Origin of the sequence: Butyricimonas sp. RTP31003st1_G1_RTP31003_210430 (assembly GCF_040920905.1) — a bacterium.
Taxonomy (GTDB): domain Bacteria; phylum Bacteroidota; class Bacteroidia; order Bacteroidales; family Marinifilaceae; genus Butyricimonas; species Butyricimonas paravirosa.
This window is the reverse complement of record NZ_JBCOSQ010000088.1, coordinates 1-17,835: the sequence shown is the minus strand read 5'-3', so window position 1 is coordinate 17,835 and position 17,835 is coordinate 1. Positions and strand designations below refer to the sequence as shown.

At 44.5% G+C, this 17,835-nt stretch carries 16 protein-coding genes and 1 pseudogene; 5 read left to right on the top strand and 12 right to left on the bottom strand.

Features of this window, described 5'->3' with window-relative positions; genetic code table 11:
• From AB5542_RS19210 to AB5542_RS19200, 3 genes and pseudogenes are all read right to left on the bottom strand, one after another.
• Nucleotides 1-301 (bottom strand): annotated as a pseudogene (locus AB5542_RS19210) (3-deoxy-8-phosphooctulonate synthase); the annotation flags it as partial.
• A gap of 57 nt (nt 302-358) precedes the next feature.
• A complete protein-coding gene (locus tag AB5542_RS19205) occupies nt 359-1,633 on the bottom strand; it encodes a replication-associated recombination protein A (RefSeq protein ID WP_087421935.1) in 1,275 nt (424 codons plus the stop codon).
• A gap of 129 nt (nt 1,634-1,762) precedes the next feature.
• Nucleotides 1,763-2,071, bottom strand: a complete 309-nt coding sequence (locus tag AB5542_RS19200) for a DUF3276 family protein (protein WP_027201254.1) — start codon at nt 2,069-2,071, stop codon at nt 1,763-1,765.
• A gap of 294 nt (nt 2,072-2,365) precedes the next feature.
• Here AB5542_RS19200 and AB5542_RS19195 point away from each other — a divergent pair, with 294 nt between their 5' ends.
• Nucleotides 2,366-2,581, top strand: a complete 216-nt coding sequence (locus tag AB5542_RS19195; protein WP_087421936.1) for a hypothetical protein — start codon at nt 2,366-2,368, stop codon at nt 2,579-2,581.
• Between the two features lie 57 nt (nt 2,582-2,638).
• Here AB5542_RS19195 and AB5542_RS19190 read toward each other — a convergent pair whose 3' ends face one another.
• The 3 genes from AB5542_RS19190 to AB5542_RS19180 all read right to left on the bottom strand — a co-directional run bounded on the left by AB5542_RS19190 (nt 2,639) and on the right by AB5542_RS19180 (nt 6,435).
• A complete protein-coding gene (locus tag AB5542_RS19190) occupies nt 2,639-4,345 on the bottom strand; it encodes an acyl-CoA dehydrogenase family protein (protein WP_279039977.1) in 1,707 nt (568 codons plus the stop codon).
• Nucleotides 4,346-4,443: 98 nt separating this feature from the next.
• Nucleotides 4,444-5,463 carry an electron transfer flavoprotein subunit alpha/FixB family protein gene (locus tag AB5542_RS19185; protein ID WP_087421938.1) on the bottom strand — a complete coding sequence of 340 codons (1,020 nt, stop codon included), beginning with the start codon at nt 5,461-5,463 and terminating at the stop codon, nt 4,444-4,446.
• Between the two features lie 99 nt (nt 5,464-5,562).
• Nucleotides 5,563-6,435 (bottom strand): electron transfer flavoprotein subunit beta/FixA family protein, encoded by an 873-nt coding sequence (locus AB5542_RS19180; RefSeq protein WP_087421939.1) that lies wholly within the window; start codon nt 6,433-6,435, stop codon nt 5,563-5,565.
• A gap of 342 nt (nt 6,436-6,777) precedes the next feature.
• Here AB5542_RS19180 and lpdA point away from each other — a divergent pair, with 342 nt between their 5' ends.
• On the top strand, nt 6,778-8,169 hold the full coding sequence (lpdA, locus tag AB5542_RS19175) for a dihydrolipoyl dehydrogenase (RefSeq protein ID WP_087421940.1): 1,392 nt from the start codon (nt 6,778-6,780) through the stop codon (nt 8,167-8,169).
• 70 nt (nt 8,170-8,239) lie between these two features.
• Nucleotides 8,240-9,622, top strand: a complete 1,383-nt coding sequence (locus AB5542_RS19170) for an aminopeptidase C (RefSeq protein WP_087421941.1) — start codon at nt 8,240-8,242, stop codon at nt 9,620-9,622.
• Between the two features lie 66 nt (nt 9,623-9,688).
• Here AB5542_RS19170 and AB5542_RS19165 read toward each other — a convergent pair whose 3' ends face one another.
• From AB5542_RS19165 to AB5542_RS19145, 5 genes are all read right to left on the bottom strand, one after another.
• Nucleotides 9,689-10,903: a sodium ion-translocating decarboxylase subunit beta gene (locus AB5542_RS19165; protein WP_087421942.1), complete on the bottom strand. Its 1,215-nt coding sequence runs from the start codon at nt 10,901-10,903 to the stop codon at nt 9,689-9,691.
• A 48-nt stretch (nt 10,904-10,951) separates the two neighbouring features.
• Entirely contained in the window at nt 10,952-11,248 is a 297-nt protein-coding gene (locus AB5542_RS19160; protein ID WP_279039975.1) for a hypothetical protein, read from the bottom strand.
• Between the two features lie 104 nt (nt 11,249-11,352).
• Nucleotides 11,353-11,781 (bottom strand): hypothetical protein, encoded by a 429-nt coding sequence (locus tag AB5542_RS19155; RefSeq protein ID WP_279039974.1) that lies wholly within the window; start codon nt 11,779-11,781, stop codon nt 11,353-11,355.
• Between the two features lie 68 nt (nt 11,782-11,849).
• Nucleotides 11,850-12,668 (bottom strand): KilA-N domain-containing protein, encoded by an 819-nt coding sequence (locus AB5542_RS19150; RefSeq protein WP_279039973.1) that lies wholly within the window; start codon nt 12,666-12,668, stop codon nt 11,850-11,852.
• 24 nt (nt 12,669-12,692) lie between these two features.
• Nucleotides 12,693-13,373 (bottom strand): hypothetical protein, encoded by a 681-nt coding sequence (locus AB5542_RS19145; protein ID WP_279039971.1) that lies wholly within the window; start codon nt 13,371-13,373, stop codon nt 12,693-12,695.
• Between the two features lie 268 nt (nt 13,374-13,641).
• Between AB5542_RS19145 and AB5542_RS19140 the strand changes: the two genes are divergently transcribed.
• Nucleotides 13,642-14,295, top strand: coding sequence for a hypothetical protein (locus AB5542_RS19140; protein ID WP_279039969.1), 654 nt, complete (start codon nt 13,642-13,644; stop codon nt 14,293-14,295).
• A gap of 3 nt (nt 14,296-14,298) precedes the next feature.
• On the opposite strand, the gene AB5542_RS19135 is transcribed toward AB5542_RS19140, so the two are convergent.
• On the bottom strand, nt 14,299-16,479 hold the full coding sequence (locus AB5542_RS19135; RefSeq protein ID WP_087421947.1) for a glutamine synthetase III: 2,181 nt from the start codon (nt 16,477-16,479) through the stop codon (nt 14,299-14,301).
• Between the two features lie 286 nt (nt 16,480-16,765).
• On the opposite strand from AB5542_RS19135, the gene AB5542_RS19130 reads away from it, so the two are divergent.
• Nucleotides 16,766-17,835: PAS domain S-box protein (locus AB5542_RS19130; protein ID WP_368243345.1), on the top strand; the 1,070-nt coding region annotated here is incomplete at its 3' end.

Genomic DNA, 17,835 nt, shown 5'->3' with positions numbered 1-17,835 from the left:
CCACGTACTCGGCAGCCATTTCCGCATCCCGTTCCGTGTGAATATCCGTCACCACCGGAATACCAAATTCAGCTCTCACCTTAGCTAATATCTTCAATGCCTTCTCGTCCCCGATTCCCGTGAAAGAATCCAAACGCGAGCGGTTGGCTTTCTTGAATGATCCCTTGAACACGTACGGGATTCCCAAACGATCCGTAACCTTCTTCACGTGTTCCGCAATATTTAAAGCCATCTCCTCCCCCTCGATCACGCAAGGTCCGGCCAACAAAAAAAACATCTCCTGATTTATCAACTTATCCATGATACAACTTTAGATTTATGATTTCATTCTAAATTTTAAACTCTACATTCTAAATTATCATCCCCTGTATTTTCTCCACCAAGCCTTCAAACGCTCCAGAATCTTCACTTCCTGTGCATTCTGTTGGGGTTGGTAGAACTTCTTGTCTTTCAATTCTTCCGGCAAATACGGCTGTTCCACGAAATTTCCCGGATAATCATGCGGGTACTTGTAATCCTGCCCGTAATTCAAATCTTTCATCAACTTCGTCGGGGCATTACGTAAATGTAACGGTACCGGAGAATTTCCGGTCTGTTTCACGGTTGCAATGGCCGCATCAATAGCCAGGTAAGCGGAATTACTCTTCGGAGAAGTCGCCAAGTAAATCACACATTCCGACAAAGGAATCCGAGCTTCCGGCATACCGATTTTATGCACGACCTCAAAACAAGTATTCGCGATCAAAATTGCATTCGGGTTAGCCAATCCAATATCCTCCGCCGCGGAAATAATCAAACGACGAGCTATAAACTTCGGATCCTCTCCCCCTTGCAACATACGAGCCATCCAATAAACCGCCGCATTCGGGTCTCCTCCCCGGATGGATTTGATCATGGCAGAAACTATATCATAATGCTGTTCTCCGTCCTTATCATACATCAACGGGTTCTCATGTAACTCCCGATGCACTGCCTCATTGTCAATAACAATATCCCCCTCTCCCAATCCGTTTACCACCAGCTCCAAGATATTCAACAATTTTCGGGCATCACCGCCACTATAAGAGATCATGGCCTCTTTCTCCTTCACCGTGATATTACGCTTGCTCAAGTAATAATCCTTAGCAACGGCACGGTCTATCAGGTCTTCGAGATCCTTTTTCTCTTGAGACTTTAGCACGTACACCTGACAACGGGATAAAAGCGGGGAAATCACCTCGAAGGAAGGATTTTCAGTCGTGGCCCCGATAAGCGTCACGGTACCTTTCTCCACGGCTGCCAGCAAAGAATCTTGCTGGGCCTTCGAGAATCGATGAATTTCATCGATAAACAGGATGGGATTCGGTGTATTAAAGAAACGTTGTCCCTCGGCTTTCTGAATCACTTCGCGCACATCCTTTACCCCGGAACTCACGGCACTCAACACGTAAAACGGACGTTTCAACTGTTCCGCGATAATCATCGCCAACGTCGTTTTCCCCACTCCCGGAGGCCCCCATAAAATAAAGGAAGACACAACTCCCGAATCAATCATCTTTCGTAGCACCTTGCCCGGTCCCACCAGATGTTGCTGCCCGATATAGTCTTCTAAAGACTTCGGTCTCATTCGCTCTGCCAACGGCTTATTCTCCATGTTTCTCTTCTTTCTGTCCACACAAAGATACTCAAAAATTCAGTGGAGAAAAAACATAAAAGGGAGTTCATATAAAAAGCGGGATTCACTTATCGTGCATCCCGCTTCAATATTTTATTACAGTACTATTTACAGGTCAGTATTCTTTTCCGGAAGTTCGCCATTGATTGCAGCTTTTACCACGCCAATAGCCTCTTCTAAGCCCTCGACAAACTTGTCAAAGTCTTCTTTATACAAGAACACTTTATGTTTCTCGTAGCTTGGATTACCGTTATTATCAAATTTTTTCTTGCTCTCGGTGATCGTCAAATAGTAATCATTATTACGGGTCGCCTTCACATCAAAAAAATAAGTTCTTTTCCCTGCTTTCACTGCATTGGAATAGATTTCATCTCTATCATTCGTATCCATTCCGTCGTTTTGTTCGTATCCTTCCATTGTTTCTCAATTTTATTTGACTTTGCACCTCAAATGTAGAAAAAACAAAGTAATAAATAGCCTTTTTTAATCTTTTTTTTTAACGATTCTCGTTTTTACACGGAAAAAACATCGTAAAACACCATATAAAAACGAATTTGCGGCCTTTTCTTTCTAATTTCGAATCAAAATCCCTTTTATTATTAAAATTACAATTCATTGGTTATCTTTAAAATATCACTATCGAGAATCCCGCTCGTTTCTTTGGGAAAGCGAAGTAATATTGGTATTTTTGTATATATAAAATAAACAATTATGATAGGAACCTACTTTATCATCATAGCCGTGTTAATCGGTCTGGCTTTTATAGGACTGGGAATCTCTACTTTTTTCGGTAAGAAAAAGAAATTCCCGGATACTCACATCGGGAAAAACAAAGCCATGAGGGAACGGGGCATCAGTTGTGCAGCTACGACTGATCGCAAGGAAAGAGCAAGTTATAAACCAATTGAAATAAAAAGAGGAGAATAAATAAAAAAGGGAGGTTTCAAAGCCTCCCTTTTTCATGATCATACTTTTCGTAGATTATTATTTTTTATACATTCCCAAGTCCTTCAATTCGAAGTCATTGATAAATGCAGCATATCCGGCAACCTTTGCTTGACCGTATTTCACAAAGATCTCGGCAGATTTAGCAAAACGATCACAACGTTGAGAATCAATCAACAGTAAATACCCCAAAATGATATATCCTGCCATCTCAACCAAACGACGTGCATGGAAATCTACATATTCCGATTCCCCAACAGCAGTAACTTTCGTCACGGCAGCCTCGAATGCCCCGGTCATACCTTTCAATATCTCACGAACATATTCCTGTTCCGGACGGATAGAAGCTTGCTCGTATTCCTCACGGATTTGTTTCAAGAATTGTCCCGTGGTCACACCGCGAATGGCGGCAACCACCTGCAACTGAGAAGTTCCCTCATAGATATTCGTGATACGAGCATCGCGAACCAAACGTTCAATCGGGTAATCTTTCATGAATCCGGATCCCCCGTGAATCTGCAAAGCATCGTAAGCAATCTCATTCGCATACTCGCTGGAGAACAATTTCAATAGCGGGGTGAAGATATCTGCCAACTTTTGGTATTTCTTCATCTCCTCACGCTCTTCTTTATTCAACGTACGCTCGCTGGCAAGATGCGTGTACGCTTTGTACATATCAACAAAACGGCTAGTCTCGTAAAGAACAGAACGAGATGCTTGCAATTTAGCCTCCATGTTGGTCAACATCTCGTATACAGCCGGGAATTCGATAATTGCTTTACCGAACTGACGTCTTTCTTGAGCATATTTCAAACCTTCACGGTAAGCGGCCTCTGCAATACCCACAGATTGAGCCCCAACACCCAAACGGGCACCGTTCATCAAAGACATCACGTACTTGATCAATCCAAGTTTACGCTCTCCAACCAATTCAGCCGGAGCATCCTTAAACACCAACTCGCAAGTCGGGGAACCCTTGATACCCAATTTATTCTCAATACGACGAACGGTCATTCCGCCGTTAGCCTTGTCATAAATAAACATGGACAGACCACGTCCATCGTGCGTACCCTCTTCAGAACGGGCAAGTACCAATGAAATATGAGCGTCACCATTCGTGATGAAACGTTTCACACCATTCAAATACCATTTTCCATCTTTCTCGCAATAGGTCGCTTTCAATTGTACAGACTGTAAATCCGATCCTGCATCCGGTTCGGTCAAGTCCATGGCGTAAGTATCGCCCTTTGCCGCACGGGGTAAGTACTGACGTTTTTGTTCCTCGTTGGCGAACTCGTGAATCGTTTCAGCACAATCCTGTAATCCCCAGATATTAGCGAAACCGCCATCACCACGGGACACCAACTCTGCTGCCATCACGTAAGGTACCATCGGGAAGTTCAACCCGTCATACTCACGCGGTAATGACATACCGTACAATCCGGCCTGAGCCAGCATATCATGATTCTGTTGAGTCCCGGGAGCGTATTTTACCCGACCGTCAATTACTTCCGGTCCCTCGTGATCCACGCCCTCGGCATTTTCAGCCAACACGTTACCACAAATATCACCCACGATCTCCAACACTCTGTCATAATTATCCATTGCATCCTCGAAATCACGCGGTGCGATCTCGCATTTCCCTGCATCCTCGAAATTGCGCTCTTTCAAAGCAACAATCTTCTGCATCAAGGGATGTCCCAAGTGGAACTTTAAATCCTCGTTATCTGTATAGAAATTTGCCATACCTTATTCCATTTTAAATTTTAAATTTTAGATTTTAGATTGTATTTTCCGACAACTCCATTTCAATTTAAAATTTACAATCTAAAATTTACAATTGTCTATTTGCTGTTCTTCTTATAATACTGGATCATTTTGGGGATAACCACGTTCAAGTCACCCGTGATCACGTAATCGGCAAATTTATTAATCGGAGCGTTTGCATCCGTGTTAATAGCAATTACCATAGAAGACTCTTCCATCCCGGCAGTATGCTGGATCTGTCCGGAGATACCGCAAGCAATATATAATTTAGGACGAACCGTTGTTCCTGTCTGTCCGATCTGACGTTCGTGTTCGCAGAATCCGGCATCCACAGCGGCACGAGAAGCACCTACTTCCCCGCCTAAAACAGCGGCCAACTCGTATAATAAGTTAAAGTTCTCTTTAGAACCTACACCATATCCACCGGAAACAATGATCGGGGCAGCCTTGATATTCACTTTGGATTTTTCCATGTGACGCTCAATCACCTTTACCACCAAGTCGGTATCATCCAAATACTCGTCCACGTTCAATTTCTTCACTTCTCCCTGATGTTGAAGATTGAAGATTTCTTTCTTCATCACACCTTCGCGAACCGTAGCCATCTGCGGACGACATTCCGGGTTCACGATCGTGGCCACGATATTTCCTCCGAATGCCGGACGAATCTGGTATAACAAATTCTCGTATTTCTTTCCGCTCTTGGCATCGGTATACTCACCGATTTCAAGGCTCGTACAGTCAGCCGTCAAACCGCTATGTAATGCAGAGGACACACGAGGACCTAAATCACGTCCCACACTGGTTGCTCCCATCAAAGCCACTTGCGGTTTCTCTGCGTCAAACAAACGTACCAACATTTTCGTGTGGGGCAACGTTGTGTAAGGAGCCAGGCGAGCATCGTCACCTACCCAAAGTACGTCCACGCCATAAGGGAATACTTGTTTTTCAACATCTTTCAGTCCTTCGCCCAAAGCGATAGCCTCCAGCTTCACGCCAAGTTTTGTTGCAAGGGCACGTCCTTTGGTCAATAATTCGAGACTCACGTCAGCAACCGTACCCTCTTCTATTTCGCAATATACAAATACACTGTTCATATCATTTAAAATTTTAGATTTTAGATTTTAGATTTTGTAAATTCCAATTGCCTCGTTTCAGAAGTTTTCAATTTAAAACTTACAATTTAAAATCTAAAATTACCCGATTGTATGGTTAGTTATCAACTCTTTCATCATGGCATCCAATTCAGCATCCGTACCGGAAAGTACTTTAGCCTCTTTAGCCTGGAACACCACACTCTCGATATTCTTTACCTTGGTTGGTGATCCGCTCAAACCGAGATCTGTCGGATTACTCTGAATATCATTCACGCTCCATTCGGTCAATTTCAAATACGGGCGTTCGTTCACCAATGCAAAATAATCCTCATTAGCATCCTGTGCCTCTTGAGTACCCTTCGCGTTCTTGTATTTCATCACGAAACGTGCGTTTCTCGGACGACAAGGAGCGGCAGAACCGTTCACGGTCACCACGCAAGGCATCGGGCAAGTAGCCACTTCAATACCTCTCTCTAAACGACGTTTGATCGTCACGATTTTCCCGTCACAACCTTGAATTTCTTCTGCATAGGTCACTTGCGGCAAAGCTAATTTCTCAGCCACCTGCGGACCTACCTGAGCGGTATCCCCGTCAATAGCTTGACGACCGCAAATAATCAGATCATATTCCAAATTGCGTAATGCGCAAGATAAAGCATAAGAAGTTGCCAACGTATCCGAACCGGCAAAAGCACGATCAGACAATAAATAACCTCCATCCGCACCCCGGTACATAGCCTCACGGATGATCTCGGCAGCACGGCCGGGTCCCATCGTCAGTACATGAACGGTTGTCCCTTCAATTGTATCTTTTAATCTTAAAGCTTGCTCTAAAGCATTTAAATCCTCAGGATTGAAGATGGCAGGTAAAGCTGCCCTGTTTACAGTTCCGTCTGCTTTCATCGCATCTTTCCCCACGTTTCTCGTATCGGGAACCTGCTTAGCAAGAACAACAATTTTTAGTCCTTTCATATTAATATCCAATTTTATGTTCCAAGTGACATGAAATATTCCTTTGATTTACAACCAGAGACATGAATCCACGCTACGGAATACTCCATATACCAAATATTTTCAACACTAATAAAATTTTAAGCGTGTAAAGATACTATTTCAACTTATAAAACCAAAATTTTAACATCAACTCTTGTCAAAATGACCATATAAACCTCTGAAATAAAATATATAACACACAGACATTTGTACTACAAGCGACTTTTGAAGTGAATTTGTTTTCTATTCTAAACAATTCCCCTAATTTTGTGTCCCGATGATTCAACACTAAAATTATTCACATTATTAAAAATATAAGAAATGAAATACGACTTAATCGTAATTGGTAGTGGTCCCGGAGGATACGTGGCTGCCATTCGTGCGTCTCAATTAGGAATGACCGTGGCCGTCGTAGAACGTGCCGAACTGGGTGGAATTTGCTTGAACTGGGGATGTATTCCCACGAAATCCCTGCTTAAATCCGCACAAGTGCTGGAATACGCCCATCACGCTGCTGATTACGGGGTAAAAATCGAGAATGCCGCACCCGATTTCGATGCCATCATCGCTCGCAGCCGGGGTGTTGCCGACAAAATGAGCAAAGGAATTCAATACTTGTTCAAGAAGAATAACATCACCGTGATCGAAGGTCATGGAAAACTGACCGCAGACAAAACCGTAGAGGTAACAAATGCCGCCGGAGAAAAGACCATTTTCGAGGCTCAACATATCGTTTTAGCCACGGGCGCCCGTTCCCGTCAGTTACCGAATATCCCTCAGGATGGAAAACGGATTATCGGTTACCGTCAAGCCTTAACTCTTGACCACAAGCCGGAATCCATGATCGTGGTAGGCTCCGGGGCAATCGGTTCCGAATTGGCATACTTCTACAACGCAATGGGTACCAAAGTATTGTTGGTTGAATTCATGCCGACCATCCTGCCGCTTGAAGACGAGGAAGTATCCAAACAAGTAGGCCGTTCTTTCAAGAAAGCCGGAATCGACGTGATGGTGAAATCTTCAGTGGAAAGCGTGGAAAGCGGAGAAGGTTTGTTGAAAGTGAACATCAAAAATAAGAAAGGCGAAATCGAAGTACACGAGGCTGAGATCGTGTTGTCCGCCGTGGGTATCGCCCCGAACGTGGAAAATATCGGTCTGGAAGAATTGAATATTGAAATGGAAAGAGGTCGTGTAAAAGTAGACGACTACTACCGCACGAACGTGGAAGGCGTTTACGCTATCGGTGACATTGTTCACGGCCCGGCATTGGCTCACGTGGCATCTGCCGAGGCTATCTGCTGCGTGGAACACATCGCGGGAGTACACACAGACCCCATCGACTATACTAACATCCCCGGATGTACCTACACGACTCCGGAAGTTGCATCCGTTGGTCTGAACGAGGCAAAAGCCTTAGAAGCCGGTTATGAAATCAAGATCGGTAAATTCCCGTTCACCGCATCAGGCAAAGCGAGCGCAGCCGGAGCAAACGAAGGATTCATCAAATTGATCTTCAACGCTGCCGACAATACCCTGCTGGGCGCTCACATGGTGGGTATGAACGTGACCGAAATGATCGCCGAGATGGTACTTGCCCGCAAGGTAAAAGCTACCGCTCATGACATCATCAAAACGGTTCACCCGCACCCGACAATGAGCGAGGCCGTGATGGAGGCTGCTGCTGCCGCTTACGACGAAGTAATCCATATTTAGTTGCAGCGCAACGTTACAGGTTACAAGTTGACAGGTTACAGGTTTAATAAAATTCAATAATAAATAAACTATGAAGAAAATACAAGTTACATTAGTTACTTTATTACTGACCGGGGCGTCGCTATGCGCCCAGACGATCGGTGAAAAAGAACTGAATGACATCAAGGGGAGTTTCCAGAAAGACGCTTCCACGAAAGCCATTCAGAACGTGTTGACCAATGACAAGAATATCCGAGATAACGCCCTTAATCGGGAGATTCAAGGAAAAATAGACCACTATTTCAAATACCGGGTAAAAGTACAGGGTATCACGGATCAGCAAAGTTCCGGACGCTGCTGGATGTTTACCTCCATGAACGTGTTACGTCCGAGTATTATCGAGAAATATAACCTCACGGGATTCGATTTCTCTCACAACTACCTTTACTTCTGGGATATGTTCGAGAAATCTAATCTTTTCCTGGAAAACATGATTGCCACGGCCAACAAGCCGATGGACGACCGGGACGTGACCTTCATGTTCCAAGCTCCCGTGGGTGACGGCGGTGTATGGAACCTCTATTACAACCTGGGAGAAAAATACGGTGTTGTACCCAAGGAAGTCATGCCGGAAACCGCTCACTCGAACAACACGAGTGCCATGGGATCATTGATCAACGAGCGTCTCCGCAAGGGTGGCTACATCATCCGGGAAATGGCCGCTCAAGGTAAAAAGATCAAAGAACTACGTGCTGAGAAAGTCTCTATTCTGAAAGACATTTACCGCATCTTGGCTCTTTGCCTAGGCGAACCGCCAACCACATTCACTTGGAGATACAAGGATAGAAACGGGGAAATCAAGGAGCTGGCAAATTACACTCCCCAACAATTCTACAAGGAGATCACACCAGCCGATTACAGCCCGAAAAATTACATCATGATCATGAACGACCCAACCCGGGAATATTATAAAGTATATGATATTCAGAACTACCGGAACACCGTCGAGGGGATCAACTGGGTATATCTGAACCTGCCGAACGAAGACATCAAAACAGCAGCCATCGCCTCTATCAAAGGCAACGAGGCCATGTATACCTCCAGCGACGTGGGCAAATATTTCAACCGTGAAACCGGAATTCTTGATCCGGAAATGTACGACTACAACTCGTTGATGGGTGTAGACTTCTCCATGGACAAGAAAACCCGTATCCTGACCCGCCAAAGCGGTTCTGCTCACGCCATGTCATTGGTTGCAGTGGATGTTGATGCGAACGGCAAACCCACGAAATGGGAATTCGAGAACAGCTGGGGTCCGCAAGCCGGACACAACGGTTACCTCACCTTCACCGACAAATGGTTTGACGAATACATCTTCCGGGTAGTTATTCACAAAAAATACTTGGGAGAAAAAGCATTGAAAGCATTAGATCAGAAACCGATCTTGCTGCCGATGTGGGACTATATGTTCTAAAAGAAATTCAAACAAAAAGCATAACGCCCGGAGGAATCTCCGGGCGTTACTTTTCAAAAACACTTACTATAAATACGGAATAAAAGAAACATATACTCCGGTGATAATAGCAGAAGTAATCACTCCCGAAATATTAGCACCCAGAGCATCTCCTAATATGAAGGATTCAGGATTTTCTTTACTGACTATTTTCTGAGCCACCTTTGCCGTGGTCGGCACGCAACTGACGGCTGCAATACCAATAACAGGATTGTAATTTCCTTTCTTGATAAAGTACATCACATAACCACCGATAATACCACCGATACCGGAGAGTAGTAATGCCAGCACACTTAAAATCAACAATTTGATAATATTGGGATCAAGTAACAAATGCGCATCGCACAAAACACCTAGTAACATTCCCAACATGAACGTTGACCCGTACAGCAACGGCCCACTCACAAAGTCATAAACATGTTTCATCCCGGACTCACGAACGGCAACCCCGATAAACAACGAGAAGAAAAGAGGGGAAGCCACGGGGAACATAAAGCACAACACGGCACAAAGAATGACGGCAAAAGCTAGTTTTACCTTGGCCCCGTATTGTTTCGGCTCCTTTCGATTGGTTATTTTAATCGCACGCAGACGTTTCGGGATCAACAACTTAACCAGATACGGATACCCTCCATACGTTAATCCCAAATACAGGTAAGCTACCACCGTAATCGGTACAAACAGATGTTTGGCAAGCACCAGAGAAGTGAACAAGACCATCGGCCCGTCAGCTCCACCTACCATGGCAACGGAGGCACTCTCTTTCAACGTTAATCCCATGGCCGACGCAATCGGTACGGTCAGGAATGTCCCAAGTTCCGCACATAAGGCCAAAAAAATACTAACAAAAGGTCTTTGGAGCAAATACCCGACATCCAACAGCGTCCCGATCCCCATAAACACGAAACAGGCGATCAACCCGTTACTAAATGTCAGGGTATATATCGGTTGCAGGAAGTCAATCTGCATCACATTCATCAACTCATCGGTATCCGTGAGCATCGGGTCCAAAAAAAGATTCCCTAATGAACCGTCAGGCATGATCAACGTTCCGCAATTAATTGCGATCATACCCAACCCCATCGGAATCATAATCATGGGTTCAAGGATACCCTTCCATCCCAAATAAATCAACAAAAAACCAATCATGACCAGCACCACCCGAGCAATGGCAAGAAACCATCCACTAGCGACCATCGTTCCAATACCTTGGAATAAATTAAGAACATCTATATTTTCCATCGCAATATAAATCTGATAAGATTATAGAAAGAATACGACCTGCCAAAATTAAACAGCGGCTCTTTTATCCGATTTCACGCCGTGAACAGTCTCTTGCAAGCGATGAGCCGTATGTTGATTCTTCTCGGCAACCAAGTTCTCCCTTCCGGATTGAACCGTAACAGCCACCGTCTGACGCTGCAATTTCTTGATCCTTTTTATCTCTGCAAGTTCCTCCCTATGTAATTGACAAAAATCAAGGAGATCAGCCCAAGAAGCAATTATTTTTATAATCAAGGCAACAAAAAAACCGATAAAGAAAGTAATGATCAACATTATAAATGTGAATAAAAATAAATTAGACATAGCGATATAAGTTTAAATATGAATAACGTAAATAAAATGAATACACACCTCATCACAGCTACCCCACCGGATACCTGCACGTACACTCATAAATAAACCAGACGCTAAATAATTATTTTCCTCAATGTGTAGACAAAATACCTACACGATGATTTCACGAAACAATAATGATAATATAAATTTTTCGTGTCCCGACTAGTCAACGGAACATCGTAGAAAGACAACATTAAGATCGTAGATGCGAACTTTAAACTTCGGGAAGGATTCGTCCCTCTCGGACCGGAGGAAGAAGACAGCGATGTATCATCTCTCCTTAAATTAACGGCATCCAGTCCTTCAAACGAAAAACGCCATTCATTGGCAAGCGTTTGTCTGGAATGCGAAGACAGCTCGCAAGTATGCTCCGCATCATCGGCATATTGCTCTGTAACAGTCTGCACGCTTGAGGATAACTGTCCCCTTTTGTCTGAAATTTCATTCAAACAAAAAATAGCCACAAAGCCAATTAATATGCCTATAATGAATTTTTTCATTGCGGGCACAAACTTACAATTATTCTATGTGAATTGTCAATTTTTCAGACACATTTTTTTGAGCAATTTTATTTCATCAGCTTCCTTCCGTCCATGTCCGCCAACACTCGCATTTGCTGGATGGCAATCCGGTTCAATTTCAACAAACGCTCTTGTTGAGCCATACCTTCCTGAATAAAAACGGCATTCAAATTTTCCATGTTCGAAAGGCAGATCAACTCATTGATCGTGGCATAATCCCGAATATTACCTTTCATATCCGGATGCGCCTCCCGCCATTCGAAAGCCGTCATCCCGAACATGGCCACGTTCAGTACGTCAGCCTCATTAGCATACACTTGAGAAACCCGTGCCGGAGAAAGCTCTTTCGGGATCAGATTTTGCTTAATCGCATCCGTGTGGATATGGTAGTTGATTTTTGAAAGCTCCCGTTTGGCCGACCAACCGAGTTGAGCTTGTTCCTGTTCTTTCAGACGCTGGAATTCCTTGATCAAGTATAATTCAAATTCCACGGAAACCCAACTGGCAAATTTAAACGCAATATCCCTTTGGGCGTACGTACCTCCTCCCGCTCCATTTTTCGTAATAATACCAATAGCACCCGTTGTTTCCACCCAACGAGACGGACTCATCGTGAAAGCATTGTTTCCCGCCTCGTTCAAAAGGGGGTCGAATTCGACCCCTTTAAAATTGAGATTATTCAATTTCTCCCACAGACCAAGATATTCCAAAGTATTCTTTACCCTCATCCAATTCTTCACCACATCTTTAGGTTCAACTGGGTTCTTCTGACGAGCAATATCTGTGATACAGATGTAGTCTATTCCATTTTCCTGTAACGTCCGGATCATCGTGTCCCGAACCTGTATAACCGCCTTCTTTACCATTTATCTAGTTTTTCAATTTTCAAGTTATCCATTACATTTTAAACACACCGAATCAGAAGTATCCTTTCCATCTGCCGCACGGGCAAAAACATAAACAACCAGCCCCTCCGCTTCTGCCTCTTCCGGGAAATCCACGCTCTCGTTCCAATCCTCCCCACGCATTCCTAATCGCATCACTTCACAGGAATGTGTCGATTCGTGAAGAAGTACACCATAAATCTCGTCATCCAAGAAACAATCTATAGCCTCCACGGCCATTCCTTGATGCGAGAAATGCACCTTCCGGCTCTCGGTCTCCACCTCACAACCAACAACCGGACTGACAAGCGCACCCGCCGCCACGCGAAGTTTCGAATAATCAATAATACCCCGGTATTCCTGAATAGCTTTCTTATAGCGGACTATCGGTTTCATGGGATTAACCTTTTCAACCATCACGGCCGTTGTCACGTTCGCACTCGTGAACCCGTTAAAACCTTTCGGGTATTGATTTCCCGGAAATCCCAATCGAATCGCCCGAGCCATCCATCCCTTTCTACTCACCACAACAGCAAACGCCGCAGCCTGTTGCTTTTGCGACTCCGTGCTAGGTTTACGAGAAATACTCGCACCTTTACAATAATTCTTACCGTTAGCCCGCACATAGGCAACCACGTTTCCGAATTTTCCCCGCACCTGACCAATAGAGTTTACAAATTCCGCCATAATCCTTTTATTTAATTAAGACCCGCAATATACGACAATTAATTCTAAAATAAAGCTAAGTAGTAGAAAAGTTGAGATAAAAATTTATCTTCATTTTTTGAAGAATATCGAATCAATACCTTTATGAACCTTATAGATACCTTATAGAAACCTTATATGAACCTTATATATAATAAGGTTCATAAAGTATAGGTATTGTTTATTCAAAATATTATTACTACTATTGCACCGGTATTCATCAATTATTCATTTTTAAATCAGTATTGACATGGACATAACCTCTCCTTTATTTTTAGCCATACTTGCAAACGGCCCGGTTAAAGCCGACGGGTATACTTATTTCTTGTACGGAGGGAAAGTCCGGAAATGCAAATCCACCCGGGGACCCAGAAAATCCAGAACAGAGGGAGAGAAGCAAACCACGGACCGATTCACGGAAGCCCGCAAAATGTGGAAAATTTACAAACGGGCTATCGGGGACTTACTAATATGGCGAATCGCGGCCCGGGAGAGAGGGGTTTCCAAGAGCGACTCTTTATTCCATTCAACCAACGGAGGATGCCTATTCCCGGGCAAAGGAGTATGGGCATTCAAAACTTTCCGTTTTTCCATGGGAACACTAGAAGCCCCCGTCATCACCGGCACGGAACGCAACGGGTGGACGGTCACTTTGAACTGGAAAAACGGAATCGATTGCCCGAAAGCAAGCGCCTCGGACCAAGTGTTCGTGGGCTATTTCTACGACACGCTACGACGTTCTCCCTGTCTACTTCGTGACATACCCGCTCGCAGGGGCGACGAAAACGTAACCATAGAAATCCCCTCCGGGGATCAACCGGAAGGGATACCACTACATCTTTATTTATTTTTTGGAGATAGCGAACTCGCCCGATTTTCACCAAGCGAGTACACCCAAGTATAAAATCTACCGGGAGAACAACAGTTCCCGGTATTTCGGCAACGGCCAGATCTCGTCGTCCACGAGTAATTCCAGCTTATCCACGTGATAACGGATCTTCTCCAGATAGGGGCGAACCTTTTCCGTGTATTCCTCGGCCCGTGCCACTTCATCGGCAATCGCGTTAGCTTGTTTGCGAGCTTCCGTCATATCAGACACCATCGTCTGGATCTCCCGGATATGATAGGAAATCGTGCGGATGGCCTCAATTTGCACGTCAGCCACAGACTCGTAGTCCGGCAGGATATTCTTCAGCGCCGTCACGTTCGTCAACAGAGTATTCTGGTAAGTGATCGCGGTCGGGATAATGTGATTCAAGACGAGATCTCCCAATACACGAGATTCTATCTGCAATTTCTTCAAATAAATTTCATTCTTGATCTCGAAACGCGCTTCCAGCTCTCGTTCACTCAATATCCCGTTGTCCACGAACAACCGCTTGGCCTTCTCCGAACAATAAGCCTTTAAAGCCGGGATACAATCCACCACCGTGGACAATCCCCGACGGGCGGCCTCTTCCCTCCATTCCTTGCTGTAACCATTCCCCTCAAAACGTACGGGTTTGGACTCGATGATGTATTTACGCAATATCTGGAAAATTGCCTCGTCTTTCTTAACGCCTTTCTCGATTAAAGCATCCGTTTCCCTTTTAAAAGCAATCAACTGCTCGGCAACAGCGGCATTCAACGCGATCATCGGTCCCCCGCAATTGGCTGACGACCCCACCGCGCGAAATTCAAAACGATTCCCGGTGAACGCAAAAGGTGACGTACGGTTACGGTCCGTGTTATCTAGCATAATTTCCGGAATTTTACCCACGTTCAATTTCAACTCGGTCTTCTCGTCCGGACTCATCTTCCGGTCGCTCACCTTCTCCACCAACTCATCAAGCACACCCGACAAGTAATTCCCCAAGAACACGGACATAATTACCGGTGGCGCCTCGTCCCCTCCCAGCCGGGCCTCGTTTCCTTGAGACACGATCGATGCTTTCAGCAAATCACCATGTTCATACACGGCCTTGATTGTCGATACCAGAAAGATCAAGAACTGCATATTCGACTTCGGATTCTTGCCCGGAGACAATAGGTTCACTCCCGTGTTCGTCAACAACGACCAGTTATTGTGTTTACCCGAACCGTTCACCCCCTTGTAGGGTTTCTCGTGCAACAGCACCCGGAAATTATGACGACGAGCCACCTTTTTCATGGTGGACATCAACAACTGATTATGATCGACAGCCAGATTCGCCTCTTCAAAAATAGGGGCACATTCGAATTGATTCGGGGCCACCTCGTTATGGCGGGTCTTGATCGGGATTCCCAGACAATGACACTCGTATTCCAGTTCTTCCATGAAGGCCGTAACCCGTGCCGGGATGGAACCGAAATATTGATCCTCCAGCTGTTGATCCTTCGCAGAAGAATGGCCCATGAGCGTGCGACCACATAATTTCAGATCAGGGCGGGCATTATACAAAGCCTCATCCACCAGAAAATATTCCTGCTCCCATCCCAGCGTGGCAATCACTCGCTGCACGTCTTTATCGAAATACTGGCAAATATCTACCGCTGCCCGGTCGATCATGGCCAACGACTTCAACATCGGTGTTTTAAAATCAAGAGCCTCACCCGTGTAGGCCACGAATATCGTGGGAATACATAACGTGCGATTATTTATAAAAGCCGGGGACGCCGGGTCCCAGGCCGTGTAACCGCGAGCCTCGAACGTGTTACGAATTCCCCCGTTCGGGAAACTGGATGCATCGGGTTCTTGCTGGACAAGTAGTCGCCCGTCAAATGATTCGATCACGTCACCATCCGGCAACAAATCAATAAAAGAATCATGTTTCTCTGCCGTGGCACCATTCAAAGGATGAAACCAGTGCGTGTAGTGAGTAACTCCCCGTTCAACAGCCCAAGCCTTCATCGCGGCAGCCACTTGATCAGCCAATCCTCGATCGATCGCCAATCCTTCAGACATTGCCTTTTCCAGTTTTTTATAGGCTTCGATGGAAAGATAGTGACGCATTTTATCCATTGAAAACACGTTTTCTCCAAACACGACAGAACACCTGGGACGTTCCCCGCACTCCACGGGTTTACGACGGGCAATCTCTTGTAAAGCTAAGAATCTAAATTTTGCCATAAATTTGTATTTTAAGAAGTAAACCCTATATTTTCAGGGGTCAAATATATAAAATTTTATTTATTTTCAATACACACCCCTATATTTTTGACACAAACTCTCTAAAAAAATCAAATTTTATAAGACACACCCCCATAAAATACACCCACGATTATTTATATTCACTTTATAATACCCGCCCCCATAAAAATAAACAATTATATACATGACTAAATAAATAAAAAAAAACGTACATTTGAAGAACATCCCCCAACAGGGAGTAAAGGCGTACAAAATAGTATTATATATGTCAGAATATTCTTCAACTTTCGGAACAAAACCGTCGGTGGAAATGCAGGAGGCTATACTGGCCGCAACCCCGAACATGATGATTATCTTTGATGAGTCATATCATCTAGTCAGCTTACTCAATCCCATCCTCGAGCATATCCCTTATCCCCCGGAAGAGATGATCGGTAAAACTTTGGAAGAACTCATTGAAGAACCGGAAAGCAAAAACTATTTTCAGGAACAACTCCAAAAGACACGGGAGGAAAAGGCTCCCCGATATTTTGACATCTATCTCCCGGTAAAAAATATCAAGTACTTTTTTGATGTTCACACTGCCCTACTCCCGAACAATCAAGTGATCGCTTTCATGCGAGACATCACCGATTACACGTTGAGAAAAACAGAGACCGAAAAATTACAGCTCTTTTTGAACCGGGTACTCGAAAGTATAGAGTTCCCCATTTCAATCAAAGACATGAACACGGAACGTTATATATTCTGGAGCGAGCGATCGGCCATATTCGGGCGTACAGCCGAAGAAATGATCGGGAACTCGGAAGAGCTGATCACAAGTGAAGAAAGAGCCCGACAAATGCAAGAATTCGACCGGAAACTGGCCGCGGGGAAAACATCTTATCAAGGAGCCGAGAAATTCATTCTCTCCGACAACTTGGAACACACGCTGTTAATCACCAAACATCTCTTCACGGAAGATAACGTGAAGTGGCTCGTGTGTACAGCATTGGATATAAGTAATATGCAAAAACAACAGGAAGAAATCAAATCCCTTACCCAAAAATTGATTCTCGCCCTGAATATCACGAAACACGCCCTTTGGATGTATGATATCGAAGAACAAGTGTTCATAACCAACTCCCTGCAATTAAAAGGCATTTACAGGGACACCCTCGAATGGGACCTGAAAATACCGATGGCTAAATTCTACAACGCCATTCACCCGGACGATCGGGAACGTGTAACGAAAGAGTTTAACAACCTTATCCGGGGAAAAGTATACCGGATAAGATTCACCTTCCGGGCGGATTTCAGACATTGCGGAAATTATAAATGGGTTGAAATTAACGC

Coding starts and splice junctions, on each gene's coding strand:
- AB5542_RS19205 (WP_087421935.1), bottom strand. CDS start 1,633: ATGGAGAATAAGCCGTTGGCAGAGCGAATGAGACCGAAGTCTTTAGAA.
- AB5542_RS19200 (WP_027201254.1), bottom strand. CDS start 2,071: ATGGAAGGATACGAACAAAACGACGGAATGGATACGAATGATAGAGAT.
- AB5542_RS19195 (WP_087421936.1), top strand. CDS start 2,366: ATGATAGGAACCTACTTTATCATCATAGCCGTGTTAATCGGTCTGGCT.
- AB5542_RS19190 (WP_279039977.1), bottom strand. CDS start 4,345: ATGGCAAATTTCTATACAGATAACGAGGATTTAAAGTTCCACTTGGGA.
- AB5542_RS19185 (WP_087421938.1), bottom strand. CDS start 5,463: ATGAACAGTGTATTTGTATATTGCGAAATAGAAGAGGGTACGGTTGCT.
- AB5542_RS19180 (WP_087421939.1), bottom strand. CDS start 6,435: ATGAAAGGACTAAAAATTGTTGTTCTTGCTAAGCAGGTTCCCGATACG.
- lpdA (WP_087421940.1), top strand. CDS start 6,778: ATGAAATACGACTTAATCGTAATTGGTAGTGGTCCCGGAGGATACGTG.
- AB5542_RS19170 (WP_087421941.1), top strand. CDS start 8,240: ATGAAGAAAATACAAGTTACATTAGTTACTTTATTACTGACCGGGGCG.
- AB5542_RS19165 (WP_087421942.1), bottom strand. CDS start 10,903: ATGGAAAATATAGATGTTCTTAATTTATTCCAAGGTATTGGAACGATG.
- AB5542_RS19160 (WP_279039975.1), bottom strand. CDS start 11,248: ATGTCTAATTTATTTTTATTCACATTTATAATGTTGATCATTACTTTC.
- AB5542_RS19155 (WP_279039974.1), bottom strand. CDS start 11,781: ATGAAAAAATTCATTATAGGCATATTAATTGGCTTTGTGGCTATTTTT.
- AB5542_RS19150 (WP_279039973.1), bottom strand. CDS start 12,668: ATGGTAAAGAAGGCGGTTATACAGGTTCGGGACACGATGATCCGGACG.
- AB5542_RS19145 (WP_279039971.1), bottom strand. CDS start 13,373: ATGGCGGAATTTGTAAACTCTATTGGTCAGGTGCGGGGAAAATTCGGA.
- AB5542_RS19140 (WP_279039969.1), top strand. CDS start 13,642: ATGGACATAACCTCTCCTTTATTTTTAGCCATACTTGCAAACGGCCCG.
- AB5542_RS19135 (WP_087421947.1), bottom strand. CDS start 16,479: ATGGCAAAATTTAGATTCTTAGCTTTACAAGAGATTGCCCGTCGTAAA.